The 20,247-nt window shown below is 46.6% G+C and carries 19 protein-coding genes, 6 tRNA genes and 1 pseudogene; 18 read left to right on the plus strand and 8 right to left on the minus strand.

What is annotated here, in order from left to right; all coding sequences use genetic code 11:
• Positions 1 to 63 precede the first annotated feature (63 nt).
• The 5 genes and pseudogenes from ACUJFL_RS08690 to serS all read left to right on the plus strand — a co-directional run.
• A pseudogene (locus ACUJFL_RS08690) lies at positions 64 to 2,365 on the plus strand (DNA translocase FtsK 4TM domain-containing protein); the annotation flags it as partial.
• A gap of 29 nt (positions 2,366 to 2,394) precedes the next feature.
• The gene (locus tag ACUJFL_RS08695) at positions 2,395 to 2,637 is read left to right on the plus strand and encodes a DNA translocase FtsK (protein WP_371930714.1); all 243 of its coding nucleotides are present in this window, start codon (positions 2,395 to 2,397) and stop codon (positions 2,635 to 2,637) included.
• Positions 2,637 to 3,341, plus strand: a complete 705-nt coding sequence (gene lolA, locus ACUJFL_RS08700) for an outer membrane lipoprotein chaperone LolA (RefSeq protein ID WP_226751457.1) — start codon at positions 2,637 to 2,639, stop codon at positions 3,339 to 3,341. The genes ACUJFL_RS08695 and lolA overlap by 1 nt, the downstream gene beginning before the upstream one ends.
• Before the next feature lie 20 nt (positions 3,342 to 3,361).
• Positions 3,362 to 4,690: a replication-associated recombination protein A gene (locus ACUJFL_RS08705; protein WP_226751458.1), complete on the plus strand. Its 1,329-nt coding sequence runs from the start codon at positions 3,362 to 3,364 to the stop codon at positions 4,688 to 4,690.
• A gap of 102 nt (positions 4,691 to 4,792) precedes the next feature.
• Complete coding sequence (gene serS, locus ACUJFL_RS08710) at positions 4,793 to 6,082, plus strand: serine--tRNA ligase (RefSeq protein WP_226751459.1); 1,290 nt, start codon at positions 4,793 to 4,795, stop codon at positions 6,080 to 6,082.
• A 9-nt stretch (positions 6,083 to 6,091) separates the two neighbouring features.
• On the opposite strand, the gene ACUJFL_RS08715 is transcribed toward serS, so the two are convergent.
• From ACUJFL_RS08715 to ACUJFL_RS08735, 5 genes are all read right to left on the minus strand, one after another.
• Positions 6,092 to 6,433 carry a TusE/DsrC/DsvC family sulfur relay protein gene (locus tag ACUJFL_RS08715; protein WP_226751460.1) on the minus strand — a complete coding sequence of 114 codons (342 nt, stop codon included), beginning with the start codon at positions 6,431 to 6,433 and terminating at the stop codon, positions 6,092 to 6,094.
• Between the two features lie 31 nt (positions 6,434 to 6,464).
• Positions 6,465 to 6,728: a DsrH/TusB family sulfur relay protein gene (locus tag ACUJFL_RS08720; protein WP_226751461.1), complete on the minus strand. Its 264-nt coding sequence runs from the start codon at positions 6,726 to 6,728 to the stop codon at positions 6,465 to 6,467.
• A gap of 3 nt (positions 6,729 to 6,731) precedes the next feature.
• On the minus strand, positions 6,732 to 7,088 hold the full coding sequence (gene tusC, locus ACUJFL_RS08725) for a sulfurtransferase complex subunit TusC (protein WP_445429027.1): 357 nt from the start codon (positions 7,086 to 7,088) through the stop codon (positions 6,732 to 6,734).
• Positions 7,088 to 7,462 (minus strand): DsrE/DsrF/TusD sulfur relay family protein, encoded by a 375-nt coding sequence (locus ACUJFL_RS08730; protein WP_229585867.1) that lies wholly within the window; start codon positions 7,460 to 7,462, stop codon positions 7,088 to 7,090. The genes tusC and ACUJFL_RS08730 overlap by 1 nt, the downstream gene beginning before the upstream one ends.
• A gap of 92 nt (positions 7,463 to 7,554) precedes the next feature.
• Positions 7,555 to 8,223, minus strand: coding sequence for a Bax inhibitor-1/YccA family protein (locus tag ACUJFL_RS08735; protein ID WP_226751464.1), 669 nt, complete (start codon positions 8,221 to 8,223; stop codon positions 7,555 to 7,557).
• 159 nt (positions 8,224 to 8,382) lie between these two features.
• Between ACUJFL_RS08735 and ACUJFL_RS08740 the strand changes: the two genes are divergently transcribed.
• The 9 genes from ACUJFL_RS08740 (at position 8,383) to ACUJFL_RS08780 (ending at position 12,744) form a co-directional block, all read left to right on the plus strand.
• Positions 8,383 to 8,473 (plus strand) — tRNA-Ser (locus ACUJFL_RS08740).
• A 228-nt stretch (positions 8,474 to 8,701) separates the two neighbouring features.
• Positions 8,702 to 8,792: transfer RNA gene (locus tag ACUJFL_RS08745), tRNA-Ser, on the plus strand.
• A 332-nt stretch (positions 8,793 to 9,124) separates the two neighbouring features.
• Positions 9,125 to 9,775: a UvrY/SirA/GacA family response regulator transcription factor gene (gene uvrY, locus ACUJFL_RS08750; RefSeq protein WP_226751465.1), complete on the plus strand. Its 651-nt coding sequence runs from the start codon at positions 9,125 to 9,127 to the stop codon at positions 9,773 to 9,775.
• Between the two features lie 11 nt (positions 9,776 to 9,786).
• The gene (uvrC, locus tag ACUJFL_RS08755; protein WP_306176594.1) at positions 9,787 to 11,604 is read left to right on the plus strand and encodes an excinuclease ABC subunit UvrC; all 1,818 of its coding nucleotides are present in this window, start codon (positions 9,787 to 9,789) and stop codon (positions 11,602 to 11,604) included.
• Between the two features lie 32 nt (positions 11,605 to 11,636).
• Positions 11,637 to 12,194, plus strand: coding sequence for a CDP-diacylglycerol--glycerol-3-phosphate 3-phosphatidyltransferase (gene pgsA, locus ACUJFL_RS08760; protein WP_445429071.1), 558 nt, complete (start codon positions 11,637 to 11,639; stop codon positions 12,192 to 12,194).
• Between the two features lie 142 nt (positions 12,195 to 12,336).
• Positions 12,337 to 12,412 (plus strand) — tRNA-Gly (locus tag ACUJFL_RS08765).
• A 25-nt stretch (positions 12,413 to 12,437) separates the two neighbouring features.
• A tRNA-Cys gene (locus ACUJFL_RS08770) sits at positions 12,438 to 12,511 on the plus strand.
• A gap of 35 nt (positions 12,512 to 12,546) precedes the next feature.
• Positions 12,547 to 12,633 (plus strand) — tRNA-Leu (locus ACUJFL_RS08775).
• A 35-nt stretch (positions 12,634 to 12,668) separates the two neighbouring features.
• A tRNA-Gly gene (locus tag ACUJFL_RS08780) sits at positions 12,669 to 12,744 on the plus strand.
• Between the two features lie 70 nt (positions 12,745 to 12,814).
• On the opposite strand, the gene ACUJFL_RS08785 is transcribed toward ACUJFL_RS08780, so the two are convergent.
• Positions 12,815 to 13,126 (minus strand): hypothetical protein, encoded by a 312-nt coding sequence (locus tag ACUJFL_RS08785; protein ID WP_445429028.1) that lies wholly within the window; start codon positions 13,124 to 13,126, stop codon positions 12,815 to 12,817.
• A gap of 370 nt (positions 13,127 to 13,496) precedes the next feature.
• On the opposite strand from ACUJFL_RS08785, the gene ACUJFL_RS08790 reads away from it, so the two are divergent.
• Genes ACUJFL_RS08790 through ACUJFL_RS08800 form a run of 3 tightly spaced genes read left to right on the plus strand, consistent with a single transcriptional unit; the run spans position 13,497 to position 16,386 of the window.
• Positions 13,497 to 14,621: an NAD(P) transhydrogenase subunit alpha gene (locus ACUJFL_RS08790; protein ID WP_445429029.1), complete on the plus strand. Its 1,125-nt coding sequence runs from the start codon at positions 13,497 to 13,499 to the stop codon at positions 14,619 to 14,621.
• A 22-nt stretch (positions 14,622 to 14,643) separates the two neighbouring features.
• Complete coding sequence (locus ACUJFL_RS08795) at positions 14,644 to 14,964, plus strand: NAD(P) transhydrogenase subunit alpha (RefSeq protein WP_226751470.1); 321 nt, start codon at positions 14,644 to 14,646, stop codon at positions 14,962 to 14,964.
• A 3-nt stretch (positions 14,965 to 14,967) separates the two neighbouring features.
• On the plus strand, positions 14,968 to 16,386 hold the full coding sequence (locus ACUJFL_RS08800) for an NAD(P)(+) transhydrogenase (Re/Si-specific) subunit beta (RefSeq protein WP_445429030.1): 1,419 nt from the start codon (positions 14,968 to 14,970) through the stop codon (positions 16,384 to 16,386).
• 159 nt (positions 16,387 to 16,545) lie between these two features.
• On the opposite strand, the gene ACUJFL_RS08805 is transcribed toward ACUJFL_RS08800, so the two are convergent.
• Positions 16,546 to 16,716: a hypothetical protein gene (locus ACUJFL_RS08805; RefSeq protein ID WP_445429031.1), complete on the minus strand. Its 171-nt coding sequence runs from the start codon at positions 16,714 to 16,716 to the stop codon at positions 16,546 to 16,548.
• A gap of 270 nt (positions 16,717 to 16,986) precedes the next feature.
• Here ACUJFL_RS08805 and ACUJFL_RS08810 point away from each other — a divergent pair, with 270 nt between their 5' ends.
• Entirely contained in the window at positions 16,987 to 18,075 is a 1,089-nt protein-coding gene (locus ACUJFL_RS08810) for an AI-2E family transporter (RefSeq protein ID WP_226751473.1), read from the plus strand.
• A 37-nt stretch (positions 18,076 to 18,112) separates the two neighbouring features.
• Here ACUJFL_RS08810 and ACUJFL_RS08815 read toward each other — a convergent pair whose 3' ends face one another.
• The gene (locus tag ACUJFL_RS08815; RefSeq protein ID WP_445429032.1) at positions 18,113 to 20,050 is read right to left on the minus strand and encodes an exoribonuclease II; all 1,938 of its coding nucleotides are present in this window, start codon (positions 20,048 to 20,050) and stop codon (positions 18,113 to 18,115) included.
• Positions 20,051 to 20,247: the final 197 nt, after the last annotated feature.

Here is a 20,247-nt window from a genome sequence, read left to right on the forward strand (position 1 = left end):
CAGTCGTGACTGAGCGCTAGTGGCAATTCATGGTATGAAACCGGCGTTGCGTAGCCAAGTGTGATGACGAATTTAGGGGCCTTTCTTTTGCAAAGCAAAGTGTTTTTCACGTTAAATGGAGTACAGCGATTATTAGAAGTGGGGCTGATTGTTTTTTCTGGCCTGGCACTTTTTATGTTGCTGTCACTGTTGTCTTTTGACCCAGCCGATCCGAGCTGGTCACAAACAGGCTATCATCAACAAATTAATAATTATGCTGGGCGCAGTGGCGCTTGGTTAGCCGATGTGTTGTTGGTCAGTTTTGGCTGGGTAGCCTATTTGCTGCCTTTTGTGGTGGCATTAACCGGTTATCTGTTGTTTAAGCGCTACCATGACTTATTACAACTCGATTATTTAATTCTAGGCTTACGTTTATTTGGTGTGTTGTTGACACTGTGTGCGGCAACAGCCATTAGCAGCATGAATTTCAATGATATTTATTATTTCTCTTCCGGTGGCGTGTTAGGCGATCGGATCAGCGGTAATTTGCTGCCGTATTTTAATTTTATTGGCACCAGCCTGTTATTACTGTGCGCCTTTGCCACCGGCTTGACTTTATTAACCGGTATTTCTTGGCTAACCGTGGCGGATTATTTAGGCGCACAATGTTTTGCCCTGTTTAATCTTGTGCTGAATTTTCCTCAATTCTTGGCCGAGCGGCGAGCGGCTAATGCCGAGCGCAAAGCTGAACTGGAACGAGAAGAAGAGCTCGCACCACCTACCAAAGCCATCGCCAAACGCGCGCGTATAACTCGGATGCCTGAGCCGATTGACGATGATATTGATTTTAGCGAGCCGCCAGAAAGTGTCGATCCGCATTTCTCTTTTAGTGATGATGATGTGCCAGCCATTAAACGCAAAGAGCCGCTGCCTATCCGGCCATTGAATGAACGAACTGAAAGCAAAGCTTATTACAGTGTTGACACCTTGGCGGATGATCAACTGTCTTTTAGTGCGGTGGATGATCCCTTTGATGCAGAACATGTTACCAGCACCTTCAAATATATGCAGCAAGAGGAAGAACTGGATCCGTTGATGCAGTTCCCGCCAGACGAGGATGACGCGGTTGATGACAGTGAAGAAGTCGCGCACTCGCTGGAAGAGTTACCGTCTTTAGCCTTATTGGATCGCCCCGATAAAGCGATTAATCCGATTGACCCCGCCGATTTAGAGCGTGTGTCGCGCTTAGTTGAAGCCAAGCTATTAGATTTTAATGTCGAAGCGCAAGTGGTCGGTGTTCACCCTGGCCCAGTCGTCACCCGTTTTGAATTAGACTTAGCCCCTGGGGTTAAAGTGAGTAAAATTACGGGTTTAGCCAAAGATTTAGCACGCTCATTATCCGCAATCAGTGTCCGTGTTGTGGAAGTTATCCCAGGTAAAAGCTTTATCGGTTTAGAGTTACCGAACCAGCATCGGGAAATTGTGCGTTTATCTGAAGTGATTGGCGATGAGATTTTCACCGAGTCCAAATCAGCTTTAACCATGGTGTTAGGCAAAGATATCGCCGGTAAATCAGTGGTGGCCGACTTAGCCAAAATGCCGCATTTATTGGTGGCCGGTACAACCGGTTCGGGTAAATCAGTAGGGGTTAACGTGATGATTTGTAGTTTGTTATACAAATCAACCCCTGATGATGTGCGCTTCTTGATGATTGATCCCAAAATGTTGGAACTGTCGATTTACGAAGGTATTCCGCATTTATTAACCGAAGTGGTTACCGACATGAAAGACGCCGCCAATGGCCTGCGTTGGTGCGTGGGTGAAATGGAACGTCGCTATAAATTAATGTCAGCCTTAGGTGTGCGTAACTTAAAAGGCTACAACCTTAAAGTTAAAGAAGCGGCTGCCGAAGGCGAGCCACTGAAAGATCCGCTATGGAAACCCTCTGATGATATGCGCACTGAAGCGCCATTATTAGAGAAATTACCGGCTATTGTTGTGGTAATCGATGAATTCGCCGACATGATGATGATCGTCGGTAAAAAAGTGGAAGAGCTGATTGCACGTATTGCGCAAAAAGCCCGGGCCGCGGGGATCCATTTAATCCTGGCAACGCAGCGTCCTTCTGTGGATGTGATCACCGGCTTAATTAAAGCCAATATTCCTACGCGAATAGCCTTTCAGGTGTCGTCAAAAATTGACTCGCGTACCATTCTGGATCAGCAAGGGGCCGAAAGCTTATTAGGACAGGGTGATATGTTGTATTTACCGCCTGGTTCCGGTGTGCCAACACGGGTGCATGGTGCTTTTGTTGATGATCATGAAGTTCATGCGGTTGTCGCAGATTGGAAAAAACGCGGCAAACCTCAATATATCGCTGAGATTTTAAGTGGCGAAACGACCGAAGAGAACTTATTGCCTGGTGAAACACTCGAAACGGAAGACGGCGAATCGGATCCTTTATATGATCAGGCGGTTGCCTTTGTTATCGAATCGCGTCGAGCTTCAGTCTCTGGCGTACAGCGCAAGTTTCGGATCGGTTATAACCGTGCTGCACGTTTAGTAGAACAAATGGAAAGTAGTGGCGTTGTCAGTGCGCCGGGACACAATGGTAATCGCGAAGTCGTGGTACCTGCGCCAAATAATAGAGGGTATTAATGAAAAAAAGTGCAGTGGTCGTTTTGCTCTTAACCAGTTTAAACGCAGCAGGGTTAACCTCTACGTTATCAGCGCAAACGGTAGAAGTCGTGGCACGACCTGATTTTGCGCCACATATGCAGGCATTACGGCAACAGCGCATGGCGAGCGAAGATGCCAGTCAGCCCTTGATGCAGCAACTGGCGAAAATTAAGAGTTTTTCCGCAGATTATCAACAGCGAGTTTATGATATTCAGCAGCAATTGTTGCAAGAAGGTCAGGGCAAGTTGGCGTTAAAACAACATGCGCGTTTTCGTTTTGAAAGTGAAACGCCAGAGCAATCATTGTTAGTCAGTGATGGTAAAACTTTGTGGTTTTACAACGAGTTGCTTGAACAAGTCAGTATTTATGATGCCAACAGTGAAGTGGGGCAAACGCCTTTTGCACTGCTCACCTCAACGGATAAAGCGTTATGGCAGCAGTATCAAGTCACGCAGCAGCAACAGAGCTTTTTTATACATCCTCTCGATGTCGGTAATCCGGTGCAGCAACTGATGTTGACCTTTAAAGATGACCAGTTAGTTGAAATGCAAGTTATTGATATCAACCAACAACAAAGCGTTTATTTGTTTAGTAAGATCAAGGTTAATAGCAGTATTGCCGATAAGCTGTTTACTTTTACCGTGAGCAAAAATTTAGATGTTGATGATCAACGTCAGCGTTAATTTCTACAGTTGCTTGCCTGATGAGTAGCTTACCTTTCGATTTTAATGACAACTTGATGCCGTTGGCCGCGCGAATGCGGCCACGTACATTAGAGCATTATGTTGGGCAGCAGCATATCGTTGCGCCGGGTACACCGCTTTATCAAGCGATCCTTGCTGGACGCGTTTTTTCGTTGATCTTGTGGGGGCCGCCAGGCACCGGTAAAACCACCCTGGCTGAAATTATTGCCAGTCATGCCAAGGCTAGCATGCAGCGACTTTCTGCGGTAACTGCCGGTGTGAAAGAGATCCGTGACGCCATTAGCGAAGCGAAATTACGCCAGCAGCAGTATCAACAGCGCACCTTATTGTTTGTTGATGAAGTACATCGTTTTAACAAAGCCCAGCAAGACGCTTTTTTACCCTTTATCGAAGATGGCACTATTATCTTCATCGGTGCGACCACCGAAAACCCCGCCTTTGCGTTAAATAACGCTGTATTATCTCGCACTCGGGTGTGCGTGTTAAAACCGTTAACCGATGCAGATTTAAAGACGGTATTAACACGTACCTTGCACAGTCACCCTGAGGGATTGGCTGCGCTTAAACTCAGCTTAAGCCCTGCTGCTGAGCAGCTATTAATTCAATTAAGTGCCGGCGATGCGCGGCGTTTATTAAACATTTTAGAGCAATTAGCTGAGCTGGTGCAGAATGCCACCATCAGTGTTGAGCAAGTACGGCAAATTGTGCCGCAACAATTACCGGGTTTTGATCGTGAAGGTGAATTATTTTACGACCTGATTTCTGCTTTTCATAAATCCGTACGCGGCTCCGATCCGGATGCCGCCTTGTATTGGTATTGCCGTATTTTGGCCGGTGGCGGCGATCCACTTTACGTTGCCAGACGTTTGCTGGCCATTGCCAGTGAAGATATTGGTAATGCCGATCCTCGCGCGCTGACCTTGGCTAAGGATGCTTGGGATACCTTTCAGCGGGTGGGGCCAGCCGAGGGAGAGCGGGCTATCGCACAAGCCGCGGTGTATTTAGCGCTAGCGCCAAAAAGTAATGCGGTTTATCAAGCCTTCAATGACATGAAGCAGGTAGTGGCTAGCCAAAGAGATTATCCCGTGCCGCTACACCTGCGTAACGCGCCCACTCAGTTACAAAAACAATTGGGGCATGGAGCGGAGTATCGCTATGCCCATAACGAACCTGGTGCCTATGCGGCGGGCGAGCGCTATTTACCTGCAGAGCTTTGGGGACAACAATTTTATCACCCCTCTGATCGTGGCATGGAAAAACAATTGGCAGAAAAGCTACGCTATTTACGTGAATTAGACGCCAACAGTAAAAACAAGCGTCAGCCTTGAGGAAAATCAAGGAAAAGCATTTCAATTTGCCGCGACGCTGGTTAATATTCTGACCTATTCGATTAATTGCCACCCTCGGGTTGGCCACAAGAAGTTATTACTATGTTAGATCCAAAATTTCTTCGCGCTGAGCTAGCGCAAACTGCCGAACGTTTAGCAACGCGTGGTTTAACGCTAGATGTTGCCACCTTAACTGCTTTGGAAGAACAACGTCGCGAATTGCAGATGCAAACGCAAGATCTGCAAAGCTTACGTAACACTAAATCAAAAGGCATTGGTCAAGCTAAAGGCCGCGGTGAAGACATTACGCCACTGTTAGCTGAAGTGGATGGTTTAGGCGCACAATTAGATGCAGCCAAGTTACGTTTGGATGCGGTGTTAGCCGAATTAGACAAAATTGCCTTAAGTTTGCCAAATTTACCGGATGCATCCGTACCGATCGGCGCCGATGAGCAAGCCAATGTTGAAGTACGACGTGTAGGTGAGCCGGCAACATTTGCTTTTCCGGTCAAAGATCATGTGGCCTTAGGTGAGGCCTATGCTGAAGGCTTAGATTTTGAAAGTGCCGTAAAACTTTCAGGCTCGCGCTTTGTGGTGATGAAAGGGCAAATGGCCAAACTGCATCGTGCTTTAGCGCAATTTATGTTAGATGTGCATACTGAACAGCATGCCTACACCGAGTTGTACGTGCCTTTTTTAGTGAATCACGACAGTTTATATGGCACCGGCCAGTTACCCAAATTCAGTGCCGATTTATTTCATACTCAACCGGCGACCGAGGAAGGTCAAGGTATGGCGTTGATCCCTACAGCAGAAGTACCGGTGACCAACTTGGCGCGTGACAGCATTGTCGATGTAAACGAGTTACCGATTAAATATACGGCGCATACCCCTTGTTTTCGTAGTGAAGCCGGCTCATATGGTCGTGATACGCGAGGCCTGATCCGCCAACACCAATTTGATAAAGTAGAATTGGTGCAGTTGGTGCATCCTGAACTATCAATGGCCGCATTAGAAGAGCTGACGGGCCATGCCGAGAAAATCTTACAACTGCTCGGCTTACCGTATCGGGTCATGCTGCTTTGTACTGGCGATATGGGTTTTGGTGCCTGTAAAACCTATGATTTAGAAGTGTGGTTACCGGCGCAAAATACTTATCGTGAAATTTCGTCTTGCTCAAACATGGGCGATTTCCAAGCTCGTCGCATGCAAGCACGTTTCCGTTCAGCCGAAGGTAAAAAGCCCGAGTTGCTGCATACTTTAAATGGCTCAGGTTTAGCGGTAGGTCGCACCTTGGTAGCGATATTAGAAAACTATCAACAAGCCGACGGCTCAGTGGCTATTCCTGCCGTGTTACAGCCTTATATGGGGGGTAAAACGCACCTGCGTTAAACCGACTTGTTATAAGCACTTGGCTGGTTTGGGTAAACCGGCTAGCCGAGTGGCTTGTTTAGCAGGGCCTTCTGGAAACAACATAAATAAATATTTACTACTGCCTTTCTCAGGGCCAAATTTGGCTGCCATGGCTTTGACTAACATCCGCACTGCGGGTGAGGTATTAAATTCCTGATAAAACTCTCGCACAAAGCGGATCACCTCCCAGTGCGCCTCGGTTAAGGTTATCTGCTCTAATTCTGCAAAACGCTCTGCTACCGACGGCTGCCAATCAGACATCTGCGCTAAATAACCGTGTTTGTCTAATTCGAGCTGCTGATCGCCTACTGTCAAAAATGTCATGCTCATACTGAGGTTCGATCCTTAATAAAACTTGGCGTTATCGCCATAAGATGCTTTTATTCGCGGCTGCCGTTAATTGCACCCATTCTTGTGTGTTGATCAGCTGAATATGTGCTTGCTTGGCCAGATTGCGCCATGCTAGATCACTCGATAAAGCCAGCACCGTGCACGTAAAAGGTAATGACGGTTGTAACACTAGGTAAACGGCATCTTGGCGCAAAAGTACGGTATCAGCTGGGGAACAGAGTTGAGCTAATTCGGTTAAATCTGCTGCGGGGTTAATAAGATTAAACAGTATCATGGCTTAGCACCTTATTACCTGATCGGCCGCGCACATCAGGGCGGTTATGGCTGTCGGCGTAATAGTTTGAAATCCGGGAGGCAGCGGCAAAGCGGTCAGACCGCGTTGTGTTAATGCTTGCTGGCAGACGAAGCACTGTTCAATGTCGTATAAGCCAAATAAACCAAAACTTTTATACACCGGCTTGATGGGCGGTGCTTTTAACTCCGCAGGGCTAACTAATTGAAATACGGCATCCGCCATAAAGATGACACTGAGCTGATAATCCACGGCGGCTAAAGCCAAGGTTAAATCGAGCGCTTCACGAGCGCGGGCTTGATTAAACGGCGACTGCGTTTGCAGTATCAGGATATGTTGCATCAGAATTGCACCAATTTACTGTTGGCCAAACGCATAGCAAACTCGGCCAAGCCAGCCGCTTGAAAAAGGCTATCGTTCGCTGCTTGCACACCGCGTTTCTCTGCCGCGGTAATGCAATATAACAAAGGCAGCTGTTGCTGCTGACAAAATTTGGCTAATTCCGCTGCCAAATTACGTTCATCTGTGGGTAAGTCGATCGTCGCTGCGGCTGCGAATACGGCATCTTCATATAAAAACACCTGCTCAATGCTGTAGCCTGCGGCTAAAGCCGCTTTGGCAAATTGCAAAGCACTATCAAAGCTTTGACAAGCGAAGGGGTTTTGAGTCAACAATAAACTAAAATGAGCCACGGTAGTTTCTCTTAATAACGGCATTAGTGCACTGGGCACAGCACAGTAGGGCGCGGCTAAAAAAATACCCCGCTAAGCGGGGTATTTTAACTAAATTACGACTGAGCAGCAAAAGCTTAGTCGTCACCACCCATAATGCCTAATAAGCTTAACAGGTGCACAAAGATGTTGAACACGTTTAGGTATAACGAAACGGTTGCACGGATATAATTTGTTTCACCACCGTTGATGATACGGCTGGTATCAAACAAGATTAAACCTGACATAATCAAAATAACCACGGCACTGATGGTTAGGCTTAACGCTGGGATAGCTAAAAATATATTTGCTAAAGCAGCAACCAACACCACGATTAAACCAATCATTAAGAAACCGCCCATAAAAGAGAAGTCTTTACGTGTGGTTAAAACATAAGCCGATAAACTAAAGAAGATCAGCGCAGTACCGGCTAAGGCTTGCATAATTAACGCTGGGCCATTGGCTAAGCCAGCATACATTGACAACATTGGGCCAAGTGACGCGCCCATGGCGCCTGCAAAACCAAATACCCAGAAAATGCCGCTAGCAGAGTCTGCTTTTTTGTTAACAACAAATAGCATAATAAAGCCTGCGATCATGCAGACTAAAGAAGCCATCGGCGAAATGTTCATGGCCATGGCGGTAACGGCGGTTACCGCGCTAAAGGCTAAGGTTAAACCTAGCAAAAAGTAGGTGTTGCGCAATACCTTGTTGATTTCAACACCATGACTGAGTGTGTTGATATTACTGGTTTCTCTGTATGACATAAATGTCTCCTATTACCGAGTTTTGTAAAGTTACTGAGTGCATAATACTGTTAAAGTTCCGTTATAACTAGAGCTGGCTGCACGAAAAAACGGCAGTTAGAATTATTTTAAATTTTTTGCTTTATTTTCCAGAGCAAAGTGATTAGTATACGCAGCGCTGGAGGGATGGCAGAGCGGTTTAATGCACCGGTCTTGAAAACCGGCGTAGGTTAATAGCCTACCGAGAGTTCGAATCTCTCTCCCTCCGCCATTATTCTAAAAAGCCACCCTAGGGTGGCTTTTTGCTTTCTTACGTTGCAGTTTAACGTTAGGTTCAACATCACGCTGTTGCAAACCTGAATAAGCTGCGACGACAATATAGCGTTAGGTTTGTAACGTTTGCCCGCCATTTGCTGAAATTGTCGGCAGTTAGTTTAGCGAAGTAAAATTAACGCTTTACAAAGTGCAGCCAAGTTTTTAATATGCCGTCCTGTAACGCGGAGGGGTGGCAGAGCGGTTTAATGCACCGGTCTTGAAAACCGGCGTAGGTTAATAGCCTACCGAGAGTTCGAATCTCTCCCCCTCCGCCACGCAACTTCCTATACTTGTCTAGCTAAATACCTCATAATTTTTTCATTTAACTACACTCGCTAAATAAACTTAATCGCTATATAGTAGTTTTTGCGCTAAAAGCCTTTGATTTCGCTTGTTAATTTGCACCGATTTTAGAAACATTTAATGGTTTGCAGATGCAACGCTTTCTGGCACACTAAGCAGCTGCTTTGCTGGTCATTGTTAATTTGACGCAAAGCGATGACACCGTAGTTAGCCCTTAAGCGGTTAACTGGAAAATTAATATAGCGCCTAGCTGTGGACAAATCCGCCAGCTACAGGTGATAACCCGCATAACGGAGAAGCCAAGTTGATTAACGTGCTGTTAGTTGATGATCACGAGCTTGTTCGGACTGGTATAAGTCGCATACTAATGGATGAGCGCGGTATCAAGGTGATAGGCGAGGCCAGCTCCGGCGAAGAAGCCTTACAGTTTTGTCGTCAAAACGAACCTGATGTCGTGTTGATGGACATGAATATGCCCGGTATGGGTGGCATGACCGCGACCAAGCGCATTCTGCATTATTGCCCAGATGTTAAAGTATTGGCCTTATCTATTTCTTGTGAAGAGCCGGTACCGACTAAAGTGATGCAATTAGGTGCCGCCGGTTTTATCTCAAAAAATACGCCACCCAAAGAAATGGTAATGGCGATTAAAAAAGTGTATTCCGGTGTGCGACATATCTCTGATGAAGTGGCGCAAAAAATGGCCTTGGCTAAGGTCAATAATTTGCAACCTAATCCTTTTGAAGGGTTATCTGATCGTGAATTACAAATCATGATGATGATCACCCGTGGTCAAAAGGTGACCGATATCGCTGATCAGTTAAATGTCAGTGCAAAAACGGTGAATTCATATCGTTATCGCATGTTTGAAAAACTGGCGATTAATGGTGATGTTGAACTGACTCATCTAGCGTTTCGACACGGCATGATAGATATCGCTAAGATTGCGCATTAACAAGTCCTATTATGTTTGATTCAAAAGCGTTTTTGGCCACAGTGCCGCAACAACCTGGCGTGTATCGCATGTTTAACCAGGGCGGCATTGTTATTTATGTGGGTAAAGCAAAAGATCTGAAGAAAAGGCTAAGTAGCTATTTTCGAACCACGGTCGACAGTGTGAAAACCCGTGCCTTGGTTGGGCAAATTGCGAGTATCGAATTCACTCTGACGCACAGTGAAACCGAAGCACTGATTTTAGAAAACAACCTGATAAAACAGTACTTACCCAAATACAATATTTTACTGCGTGATGATAAGTCTTATCCGTATATCTTATTAACTTCTCATCGTCATCCGCGGATTAGTTCACATCGCGGCCCGCGAAAAGTGGTGGGCCAGTATTTTGGGCCTTACCCGAATGCTGGTGCGGTGTGGCAAAGTTTAAAAAGTTTGCAGAAAATTTTCCCGATCCGTCAATGCGAAGATGGTTTCTACCGTGCTCGCACTCGGCCCTGTTTGCAATATCAATTAAAGCTGTGCAGTGCGCCCTGCGTGGGTAAAATTAGCGATGAAGATTACGCAGAGCAAGTGCGTTTGGCGGCGCTATTTTTAGCCGGTAAAAACCAACAAGTTATTGATGATTTAGTGCAGAAAATGGCTGCAGCCAGTGAGAGCTGGCAATTTGAAGCGGCCGCTGCATTTCGCGATCAAATTAGTGCCTTGCGCAAAGTGCAAGAACAGCAATATGTGAGCGGTGATCATGAAGAGCTTGATGCCATCGGCTTTAGCTTGCATGGTCAAACCGCGGTAGTGCATGTGCTGTTTATTCGTGATCGGAAAATTCTCGGTAGCAAATCCTATTATCCGAAAGTGCCGTTGGATATGAGCGCGGCCGAGGTATTATCTGCTTTTATTCTACAATTTTATCTCAATGGTCACAGCGAACAGCAGATCCCTAAAGAGATCGTGTTACCGATGGCACTTGAAAATGCGGATAGTTTAGCCGAAGCGATAAGTAATATTGCTGAGTTCAAAGTGCGGTTAACTGCCGCTAAACGCGGCGAGAAAGCCCAGTATTTGAGTTTAGCGCAGAAAAATGCGCAAATTGCCTTAGACAGCAGGCAGTCATTAACGCAAAAAATGCGGGTACGCTATCAAGCATTACAACAATTATTACAATTACCAGATGATATTGGCCGTATGGAATGTTTTGATATTAGTCATACCATGGGGCAGGCCACCATCGCATCTTGCGTGGTGTTTGATGGTGAAGGCCCTTACAAGCAAGAATACCGCCGTTACAATGTCACCGGTATCACCGGGGGGGACGATTATGCCGCGATGCGCTTTGCGTTAGATAAGCGCTACAGCAAGCTAAGCGAAGTCAGTAAAATCCCTGATATTATTTTTATCGATGGTGGTATCGGGCAACTGAACATCGCACTGGAACAATTTAGCGCTTGGCCACATGCGAAAAAGCCCTTACTGATTGGTGTGGCTAAAGGCGTCAGTCGTAAAGCGGGCTTAGAAACCTTAATTTTGTGGGACAGTGGGCGGAGTATTAACTTACCGGAAGATAGCCCCGCCTTGCATTTGATCCAGCAGATCCGTGATGAGGCGCACCGTTTTGCGATAACCGGTCATCGAAATAAACGCGGTAAAGCTTTATTAAAAAGTCCGCTTGAAAACATTTCAGGTATTGGTGAAAAACGCCGGCAAGCCTTGTTACAATACTTAGGTGGCTTACAAGGTGTATTAAAAGCATCCGTTACTGAACTGTGTTCTGTGCCTGGAATTTCAAAACAACAAGCAGAAAAGATTTACCAAGCCTGTCAGAACAAGTAGCATTAAGGCATTAAGTGCCTGAGAACTCTGTTATGTGGAATATTCCCAACCTGTTAACGCTGTTTCGTTTACTGCTCATCCCAGTATTTATCACTTTTTTCTACTCTGGTTTGGAAAATGCCCGTTTTTGGTCTGCTCTGGTGTTTTGCTTAGCGGCAATTACCGATGCGTTAGACGGCTATTTAGCCAGAAAACTGGAGCAATTTACCCCGTTCGGTGCTTTTTTAGATCCGGTCGCCGATAAGGTGATGGTGGCCACCGCTTTGGTATTAGTTGCCGTAGACATTAAAACCCTCTGGGTGATCATTCCTACTATTATTATTATTAGTCGTGAAATCTTTATTTCGGCGTTACGTGAATGGATGGCCAGCCTAGGCAAACGCGCGAATGTTGCGGTATCGAATTTAGGCAAATACAAAACTATTGCGCAAATGTTAGCGTTAATCGCTTTAATTTGGCAGCCAACATTAAGCTTATTGAGCTGGTTTACACCCGTTGGTATGTTAATGTTGTACATTGCAACTATCCTAACTGTGTGGTCGATGTATGAATATTTGCGTTCAGCTTGGACGGATTTGTCAACAGTGTAGCCAAGTCGCTGTAATTGTCAGCAAGTCAGTTACTTTTTAAGCAAACAGACATAAAACTAAAAATTTAATATTGACGGATTTATTTAAAACAGTAGAATGCGTCACGTGTTAAGGCAGATGGCCACGAAACGGTTATAGCAACGCGAGTTTAGCTCAGCTGGTAGAGCGCGACCTTGCCAAGGTCGAGGTCACGAGTTCGAATCTCGTAACTCGCTCCAATTCTTTAGAGTTGGTAGCAACAGTGGCGGGTTGGCAGAGTGGCCATGCAGCGGATTGCAAATCCGTCCACCTCGGTTCGACTCCGGGACCCGCCTCCATAACAGGCTGTTTTAATACCTTTGAAAAGTTGTCTGCCCGGGTGGTGAAATCGGTAGACACAAGGGATTTAAAATCCCTCGAGGGAAACCTCGTGCCGGTTCAAGTCCGGCCCCGGGCACCATTTAATATTGACCAGCAATATTAAAGCTTCAATTTGCGAGTTTAGCTCAGCTGGTAGAGCGCGACCTTGCCAAGGTCGAGGTCACGAGTTCGAATCTCGTAACTCGCTCCAAATTCAATAAAAACCGCTTATCTAAGCGGTTTTTTTGTATCCGAAATATCGCCTTTTATATTAAGGCCTTTTAACGTTTACCTTCCAAAATTCGTACTATCTCTCTGCTGTGTTCAAATAATTCAATGATAGTGCCTTCAACTTGGATAGTAATAATGCCATCAGCATTCGGTCTTTTTAATACTGTACTACGACGATAATAATCATCATGAAGATACTGACCCACTGACAGTTTTTTTTGCCAACCAGGCGGCAAAGGTTTTCCTTTTTCTAGCTTTTTCTCCAAGCCAGGTGGTAATCCTTTTTCATGCTCAGGTTTGGCCATGGCCGAATGACTCAACAGTAGGGTGGAAGTAAATAACACGAGCATAACTGTTTTCATTTGAATTTACCTTTTAACTTGTGGACTTCATTTATAACAGTCTGTGCTTAACGCTGCATTAATCACTGCACCGGCTTTTTCGTATTTAGTTAGTCGATCTCGGTATAAACGAAATGGATGTTAAGCTGTTATTTGATTAAATATGACTGAAAACCCGATGCTAAGTGCAAAGTGACATAGCAAGGATTTCAGAAAACAACCGCGACATACATTCGTATCCTGTTGGCGTTTTTAGGCAACGAGGTTGTTGAGTTTTGCAGCGTTATGACAAAAGATAACCTAAACCTCAAAAACTTTTAATGCTGAAACACCGGTAAGTTTCTAAGTAAAGACTATACTCCTCAGACAGTTATCATTAGGAGTAAAGGATATGCCGATAAAGGTTGCCGTGTTGTTTGAGCGCAGGCCGCATGAGAAACGGGTCGCGATGGTGCCTGCAGTGGCGGATAAGCTCGCGAAACTGGGTTGCAGTATCAGTATGCTAAGCGGGGCGGGTTTAGCCAGTAAGCTGCCAGACACGGCCTTTAGTGCTGTGACTTTTGCCCAGAGTGAACAAGCATTACTCGCGGATGCCGCTATTGTGTTAGCGGTGCAAGCGCCCAGCGCTGAGCTCATTACTTTGCTGCAACCCGGCACGATCTTAATTAGTTTTATTTATCCCCATAAAGAAGCGGCATTAACCCGCTTATTACGTGATAAACAGATCACCTGTTTCGCCATGGAACAAGTACCGCGCATTAGCCGCGCCCAAGCTATGGATGCCTTATCTTCACAAGCTGCACTCGCCGGTTATTATGCCGCCTTAATGGGCGCAACCAAACTTTCCCGTATTTTACCGATGATGACCACTGCGGTTGGCTCTATTCGCCCGGCACGCTGTTTAGTAATGGGGCTTGGGGTTGCCGGTTTGCAAGCGTTGGCCACCGCTAGACGCTTAGGTGCGATAACCGAAGGTTATGACGTTAGGCCTGAAACCAAAGAGCAGGCCGAATCTCTAGGGGCTAAATTTGTGGATACCGGTGTTGATGCTCGCGGTGAAGGCGGTTATGCCCGAGAATTAACTGCAGCAGAAAAAGACAAGATTGCTGCGGTCGTCACCAAACATATTCAACAAGCCGATATTGTGATCACCACTGCAGCCATTCCAGGGCGACCTTCGCCCAAATTGATCAGTAAAGCGCAAGTTGATGGCATGAAACTGGGCGCCGTAATCATTGACCTTGCAGCCGAAGGCGGCGGTAATTGCGAATACAGCGTGCCGGGTGAAACCGTACTGCAAGGTCAAATTACTATCGCGGCCCCTTTAAATGTCCCCTCGATGTTGGCGGAGCATGCTTCTGAGTTGTACGCCAAAAACGTACTGAATTTACTGCAACTGTTTATTGTTGACGGTGAAATCGCCCTGAACTGGGAAGATGAAGTGTTAGCCAAAACGGTACTGTCGCACGCGGGCGAGATCAAACCCGCTGCGATTAAAACCGCACTAGAACAATAAATACAGGCTTTGGGAGTTTTTTATGGAATACAGCACCACTATTTTAACGGGCTTTGTCGCCTTATACATTTTTATGCTGGCTGCCTTTACCGGCTTTGAAATTATCGGCCGAGTACCGGCTATTTTGCATACGCCGTTAATGTCTGGCTCGAATTTTATTCATGGCATCGTGGTAGTGGGGGCGCTCTGGGCATTACTTAATGCAAGTTCATTACCTGAGCAGATCATTGGTTTTTTAGGCGTGTTATTGGGGGCCGGCAATGCTGCGGGCGGTTATGTCGTCACAGAGCGTATGCTGCAGATGTTTAAACCCTCAAGTAAAAGCCCTAAAGCCAAGGAGTAACACATGAATGCAGCTTTGTTGATTGATGCCAGTTATTTCGTTGCGGCGTTTTTGTTTATCTATGGTTTAAAGCGCATGTCATCACCCTTAACGGCACGCTCAGGCATTGTGGTAGCCGGTGCCGGTATGGTGTTAGCGGTGTTGGCGAGCTTTCTCTACACGTTAGACGTGAACGAAGCCGCAAAACCGCATTTAAGTACCAACTTAACCCTGGCATTCCTCGCGCTGGCCATCGGTTTAGGCTGGGCTTGGCGCAGTGGTAAAAAAGTGGCCATGACCGAAATGCCACAAATGGTGGCGCTTTATAATGGCATGGGCGGCGGTGCAGCAGCGGCCATTGCTGCTATTGAGCTAATTGGCTATAAAACGCACGGCAGTATTTCACTGAGCCTAGCGGTGCTGGGTGGGGTGATTGGTGCGGTGTCGCTGTCCGGCTCATTAATTGCCTGGGCAAAACTCGATGGACGAATTAATGGCACCTTGCGTTTTAGCGCGCTACAGCTGGTTAACGGCAGTTTGTTGCTGGTGTTGTTAGCCATGGGTGCTTATATCGTTTGGCAGGGCGGTGCGGTCAGCATGCCGGTGTTTGCGGTGTTTTTTGCCTTAGCGCTGGTTTACGGTGTGATGATGACCATGCCTATTGGCGGTGCCGACATGCCTGTTGTGATCTCACTTTACAACGCCTTTACTGGCTTAGCGGTTGGCTTTGAGGGCTATGTGCTGAATAACCCAGCGTTGATGATTGCCGGTATGGTGGTTGGCTCTGCTGGCTCTTTATTAACTTTATTGATGGCCAAAGCGATGAATCGCTCTGTGGCAAATGTGCTGTTTTCAAATTTTGGTGCATCAGGCGATGAAGAACAAGGCGAAATGGCGGGTAGCCAAAAACCGATTGATGCAGGCGATGCCGGTATCAATATGCGGTACGCCACTAAAGTGATTATTGCCCCAGGCTACGGTTTAGCGGTGGCACAAGCACAACATAAATTGTATGAATTAGTGAAGTTACTGCAAGACGCCGATGTGGCAGTGAAATTTGCCATTCATCCGGTAGCGGGCCGTATGCCCGGACACATGAACGTGTTACTGGCAGAAGCCGGTGTGCCTTATGACATTATCTATGATATGGAAGACATTAATAATGAGTTTAAAGATGCGGATGTCGCCATTGTGATCGGCGCTAACGATACGGTCAATCCTGCCGCGCGGAGTAACAAAAGCTCACCGATTTACGGTATGCCTATTTTGAACGTCGACATGGCTAAGCAGGTGTATGTGGTGAAGCGTGGTCAGGGTAAAGGGTATTCTGGTGTTGAAAACGCGCTGTTTTATGCCGATAACACGCAAATGGTGTACGGTGATGCGCAAAAGGTCATGGTGTCGATGATCCAAGCTATTAAGTCATTGGGTGGCGGTCATTAAACGCTGCTGACATTACACTGGGTTACTGATAGCGATGCCAGTTGTTTAATGTAAAGAACAAGCATCCACCGCTTAGGTGGGTGCCTTTGGGTCATTAAAGCCGCAACAAGTTGTTATTTTGACAGCGGTAAGGTAAGGGATTAACGAGCGCGCAGCAGGCTAAGATTTGGGTAGCAGCTTGTTGCTGAACAAGCCCAACCAAAACCCCAATTCTAATACCATGCCTAGCATCACAAAAATTACTGTGCCACTCGAAAAACCATAGCCATAGCAGATCAAAGCAGCGAGCAGTAAGCCGATAATCATTAAGGTTCTGTAGAGGGTTTTCATTCATTCTCGCTCTTGCAATAGTGTTGCTGTTTAACTTTAGAGGCTAGGTGTGTTTTCGTCAAATGGCCAGCTGTTGCCCCTTATTTTGGGACGTGAAGAGGGGGGAAGTTGCACCGTCGCGCGACAAGTCGCAAAACTTTAGTCGCAAGCGGCTGCTTGTCAGTGCTATTTCACCCGTAAAGCAGTAAAGTAGCGCCATTATTGTGGCTAGGATCAAGGCTGCATTTCTAGGTGTCGTCAGCCCCTTGCGGGCAGTCAAAGGTGGTAAGCATGGCACAAATTTTTAGTAATGAAGCGATCAGTCGCGTTTTGCTGTTGTTGATTTTAGCCTCAGGGGTGTTTTTCTTTATTGGTTTTTTGGTACCAGTATTAGCCGCACTGATTATCTGCTTTGCCAGTTGGCCGCTTTATCAAAAATTGGTACAGCGCTGCGCTGAAAACGTGACCTTAGCGGCAACACTGGCGCTAACGATGATAGTGTTAGGGTTAGTGGTGCCTTTAACATTGGTGTTTTCTTTTGCGCTGCAAGAAGCCAAAACCTGGCTGCAATGGCTGGTGCATGCCAACCAATTTGGTGAGCCGGTACCGGCATGGTTAGCTGCCTTGCCCTTAGCTGGCGAGTGGTTAGCAGAGTTATGGCAGGCGCACCTTAGTGCGCCTAATCAGTTGGGGCAATTTATCAGTGTGGTCACGGGAGAACATCTTGGTGGTATTTCCCGTACCATTTTAACCATGGGTTGGCATACCGCAGGGTTTTTACTGTCACTGTTGTTTATGTTGATTACGCTGTTCTTTTTGTATAAAGACGGCGATAAATTAGCGCTGCAATTAGATACCGTGGGCGAGCGTATTTTGCCACAGCGTTGGCAGCGTTTCTCGCGGGTGGTACCGGCTACTGTAACTTCAACCGTGCTGGGGATGTCAATTATTGCCGTGGGTGAGGGCGTGGTACTGGGCGTTGCCTACTGGGTGGCTGGGGTGCCTTCGCCGGTCGCTTTTGGGGTGTTAACGGGCTTTATGGCGCTGGTGCCCGGTGGCGCACCGCTGGCCTTTAGTTTAATTTCGTTATACCTCGTTGGCACCGGTGCTACCACCGCAGGGATTGGCTTATTTTTATGGGGCAGTATCGAGCTATTTATTGTCGATAAAACCATTCGGCCAACCTTGGTGGGAGGGCGAATTAAACTGCCGTTTTTACCCACATTTTTTGGTTTAATTGGTGGCGTGAAAACGATGGGTTTAGTGGGGTTATTTATTGGCCCGGTATTAATGGCATTGTTGGTGGCGATTTGGCGCGAATGGATCCGCGATGAAACCCAAAAAGCTCAAGCAGAAGAGCGTAATAACTTATCTGAATGAGCCTTCGGGCCCGTTAGCAAATCAGCTGACGGGCGCTTTACTCTGCGCTTTGCAAAGGTTTGACTAAAATATTACCAGGTTCATTCAGCTCATGTAACTGCACCTGCAGTTGCTGGCCTAACTCGTACAAGGCTTGCTCGGCAAGATAGCAACGGCCTTCTTCCCAATTTAATTTAACCGTTTCGCTACCCTGAGCAATTAAGCTGGCAGGAATAAAGGCCGCCGCGCCGTTTTCTAATAAACGCACACGGATCCCTGCCCGGTTAATATCAAATATCTCAGCGGTAAATGCTTGAGTTGCACCGAGTTGCGGCTGTAGATACAGATGATACAACCAATCGGCGATATCCCGTTCGGCTTTGCGCTGTACTTTGCGTTGATCGGCCAGATGTTGCGTCAGCTGTTCGGGGATCTCCGGCGCAGGCTGTTGCTGTAAAATGGCTTTTAACAAACGTTGATTGACCAGATCGCCATATTTACGGATTGGTGAAGTCCAGGTTGCATATTGCGTTAAGCCCATACCAAAATGCGGTGCAGGCGTAATACTCATGCCAGCATAGGCTTGAAAACGACGTAAACGGCTTTCTAAATAGCGCGTATCTTGTTGCGTTAACCAGCGACGTAGTTGGCAATAACCGCTCAATTCAGCCAGTTCCTCGTGTGCAACGGGTGCGGCATGCTGTTGCAGTAATTCAGCCAGTGCGCTGAGTTTGTTGCTGTCAAAGCCTTGATGCACGTTAAATAAACCAAAGCCCAAACGATTGGCCAGTAAATCACCACAGGCTTGGTTAGCGGCGATCATCGCCTCTTCTACCATTTGATTAGCGATGCGCCGATGTTCGGCATGAATATGCACCACTTGACCGGCCTCATCTAATTCAAAGCGGTAATCCGGTTTATCTTGAAACACAATGGCGTGTTGCTGACGCCATTGTTGTCTGGCTTGCGTTAATAACTGCAGTTGCTGTAATTGCTCGGCCATGTCGCTATTATCGGGTTGCCAATCACCTTGTTGTTCTAAAAAGTCGGAAACCTGCTGATAATTAAGTCGCGCCTGCGAGCAAATCCAGGCCAACGTAAACTCAGCCGGGCTTTGCAAAGCACCGTCTGTTGTAATGTGCATCGTGGCGACAATGGCTGGGCGCTTCACCCCTTGTTGTAGCGAGCATAAATCATCTGCGAGTTCGCGCGGTAACATGGGGATATTACGCCCAGGCAAATAGGTGGTAAAAGCCCGTTGCTGTGCTTGTTGATCTAAGGCAGAGCCGGCGGCTATATAAGCGTCTGGATCGGCAACAGCAACTTGTAATTGCCAGCCATCCGCCTCGGCTCGAACACTGATCGCATCGTCCATATCTTGAGTAGAGGCGTTATCAATTGTCAAAAACGGTATCGTAGTAAAGTCTGTACGAGGCTGAGTGTCTAGTAACGGCCATTGCTGAAGAGCCTCTGGCGCTCTTTTCGGTAATTCGTGCCGTGCTAACACAACCCACCAAGGCGCTTCTGGATCATCGGCTTTTGCCACTAACTCGGTAATTGTCACAATAAAACTCTCAGCGCTAAGCGCATGCTGGCTTAGCGTAGCAATAACCCAATCACCATTTTGTAATTCAGCGGCATTGATGCCCTCAGCTACTGTCGCTTTAAAAGCGTCTCGTAACAGTGGGTTGGCGGCCTCTACACTGAGTTTGCTTTTTTGACGTTTAATCTGGCCGACAAAACTGCTTATGGCACTTTCTAACAATGCTTCAGGTTCAGCTTGGCTTTTTTCGCCTTCGGTGCGGATCACTGCACGGATACGATCACCATGCAGTACCTTTTTCATTTGGGGTGGCGCGATAAAAACACTTTCTTTGTCGCTGATTTCTAAAAAGCCGTAGCTTTTTGCTGTTGCGCGAACGATACCTTCTTTTGTAGGTAACGTTTCTTTAAGTTGTTGTTTTAATTGAGCCAAAAGCGGATTGTTTTGCAGCATAAATAAGAACCTAAGAAATTAACCGCGCCACTATACGGTGTTAGGGCGCAGAAGCCAAGTTAAGCCCAAGCTATAGGCATCATTATGGCAGTGCTTTTGCGGGTTAACGGGTTAAATCTTTAGCATATCCATAAATATCCTTGTTGCACCCTGTCAGGCACTGTGGTTACATGTGCTACACGTGTTTTATAGGCTAA

The organism is Alishewanella sp. HL-SH05, from assembly GCF_052655985.1.

Coding starts and splice junctions, on each gene's coding strand:
- lolA (WP_226751457.1), top strand. CDS start 2,637: ATGAAAAAAAGTGCAGTGGTCGTTTTGCTCTTAACCAGTTTAAACGCA.
- ACUJFL_RS08705 (WP_226751458.1), top strand. CDS start 3,362: ATGAGTAGCTTACCTTTCGATTTTAATGACAACTTGATGCCGTTGGCC.
- serS (WP_226751459.1), top strand. CDS start 4,793: ATGTTAGATCCAAAATTTCTTCGCGCTGAGCTAGCGCAAACTGCCGAA.
- ACUJFL_RS08715 (WP_226751460.1), bottom strand. CDS start 6,433: ATGAGCATGACATTTTTGACAGTAGGCGATCAGCAGCTCGAATTAGAC.
- ACUJFL_RS08720 (WP_226751461.1), bottom strand. CDS start 6,728: ATGATACTGTTTAATCTTATTAACCCCGCAGCAGATTTAACCGAATTA.
- tusC (WP_445429027.1), bottom strand. CDS start 7,088: ATGCAACATATCCTGATACTGCAAACGCAGTCGCCGTTTAATCAAGCC.
- ACUJFL_RS08730 (WP_229585867.1), bottom strand. CDS start 7,462: ATGCCGTTATTAAGAGAAACTACCGTGGCTCATTTTAGTTTATTGTTG.
- ACUJFL_RS08735 (WP_226751464.1), bottom strand. CDS start 8,223: ATGTCATACAGAGAAACCAGTAATATCAACACACTCAGTCATGGTGTT.
- uvrC (WP_306176594.1), top strand. CDS start 9,787: ATGTTTGATTCAAAAGCGTTTTTGGCCACAGTGCCGCAACAACCTGGC.
- pgsA (WP_445429071.1), top strand. CDS start 11,637: ATGTGGAATATTCCCAACCTGTTAACGCTGTTTCGTTTACTGCTCATC.
- ACUJFL_RS08785 (WP_445429028.1), bottom strand. CDS start 13,126: ATGAAAACAGTTATGCTCGTGTTATTTACTTCCACCCTACTGTTGAGT.
- ACUJFL_RS08790 (WP_445429029.1), top strand. CDS start 13,497: ATGCCGATAAAGGTTGCCGTGTTGTTTGAGCGCAGGCCGCATGAGAAA.
- ACUJFL_RS08795 (WP_226751470.1), top strand. CDS start 14,644: ATGGAATACAGCACCACTATTTTAACGGGCTTTGTCGCCTTATACATT.
- ACUJFL_RS08800 (WP_445429030.1), top strand. CDS start 14,968: ATGAATGCAGCTTTGTTGATTGATGCCAGTTATTTCGTTGCGGCGTTT.
- ACUJFL_RS08805 (WP_445429031.1), bottom strand. CDS start 16,716: ATGAAAACCCTCTACAGAACCTTAATGATTATCGGCTTACTGCTCGCT.
- ACUJFL_RS08810 (WP_226751473.1), top strand. CDS start 16,987: ATGGCACAAATTTTTAGTAATGAAGCGATCAGTCGCGTTTTGCTGTTG.
- ACUJFL_RS08815 (WP_445429032.1), bottom strand. CDS start 20,050: ATGCTGCAAAACAATCCGCTTTTGGCTCAATTAAAACAACAACTTAAA.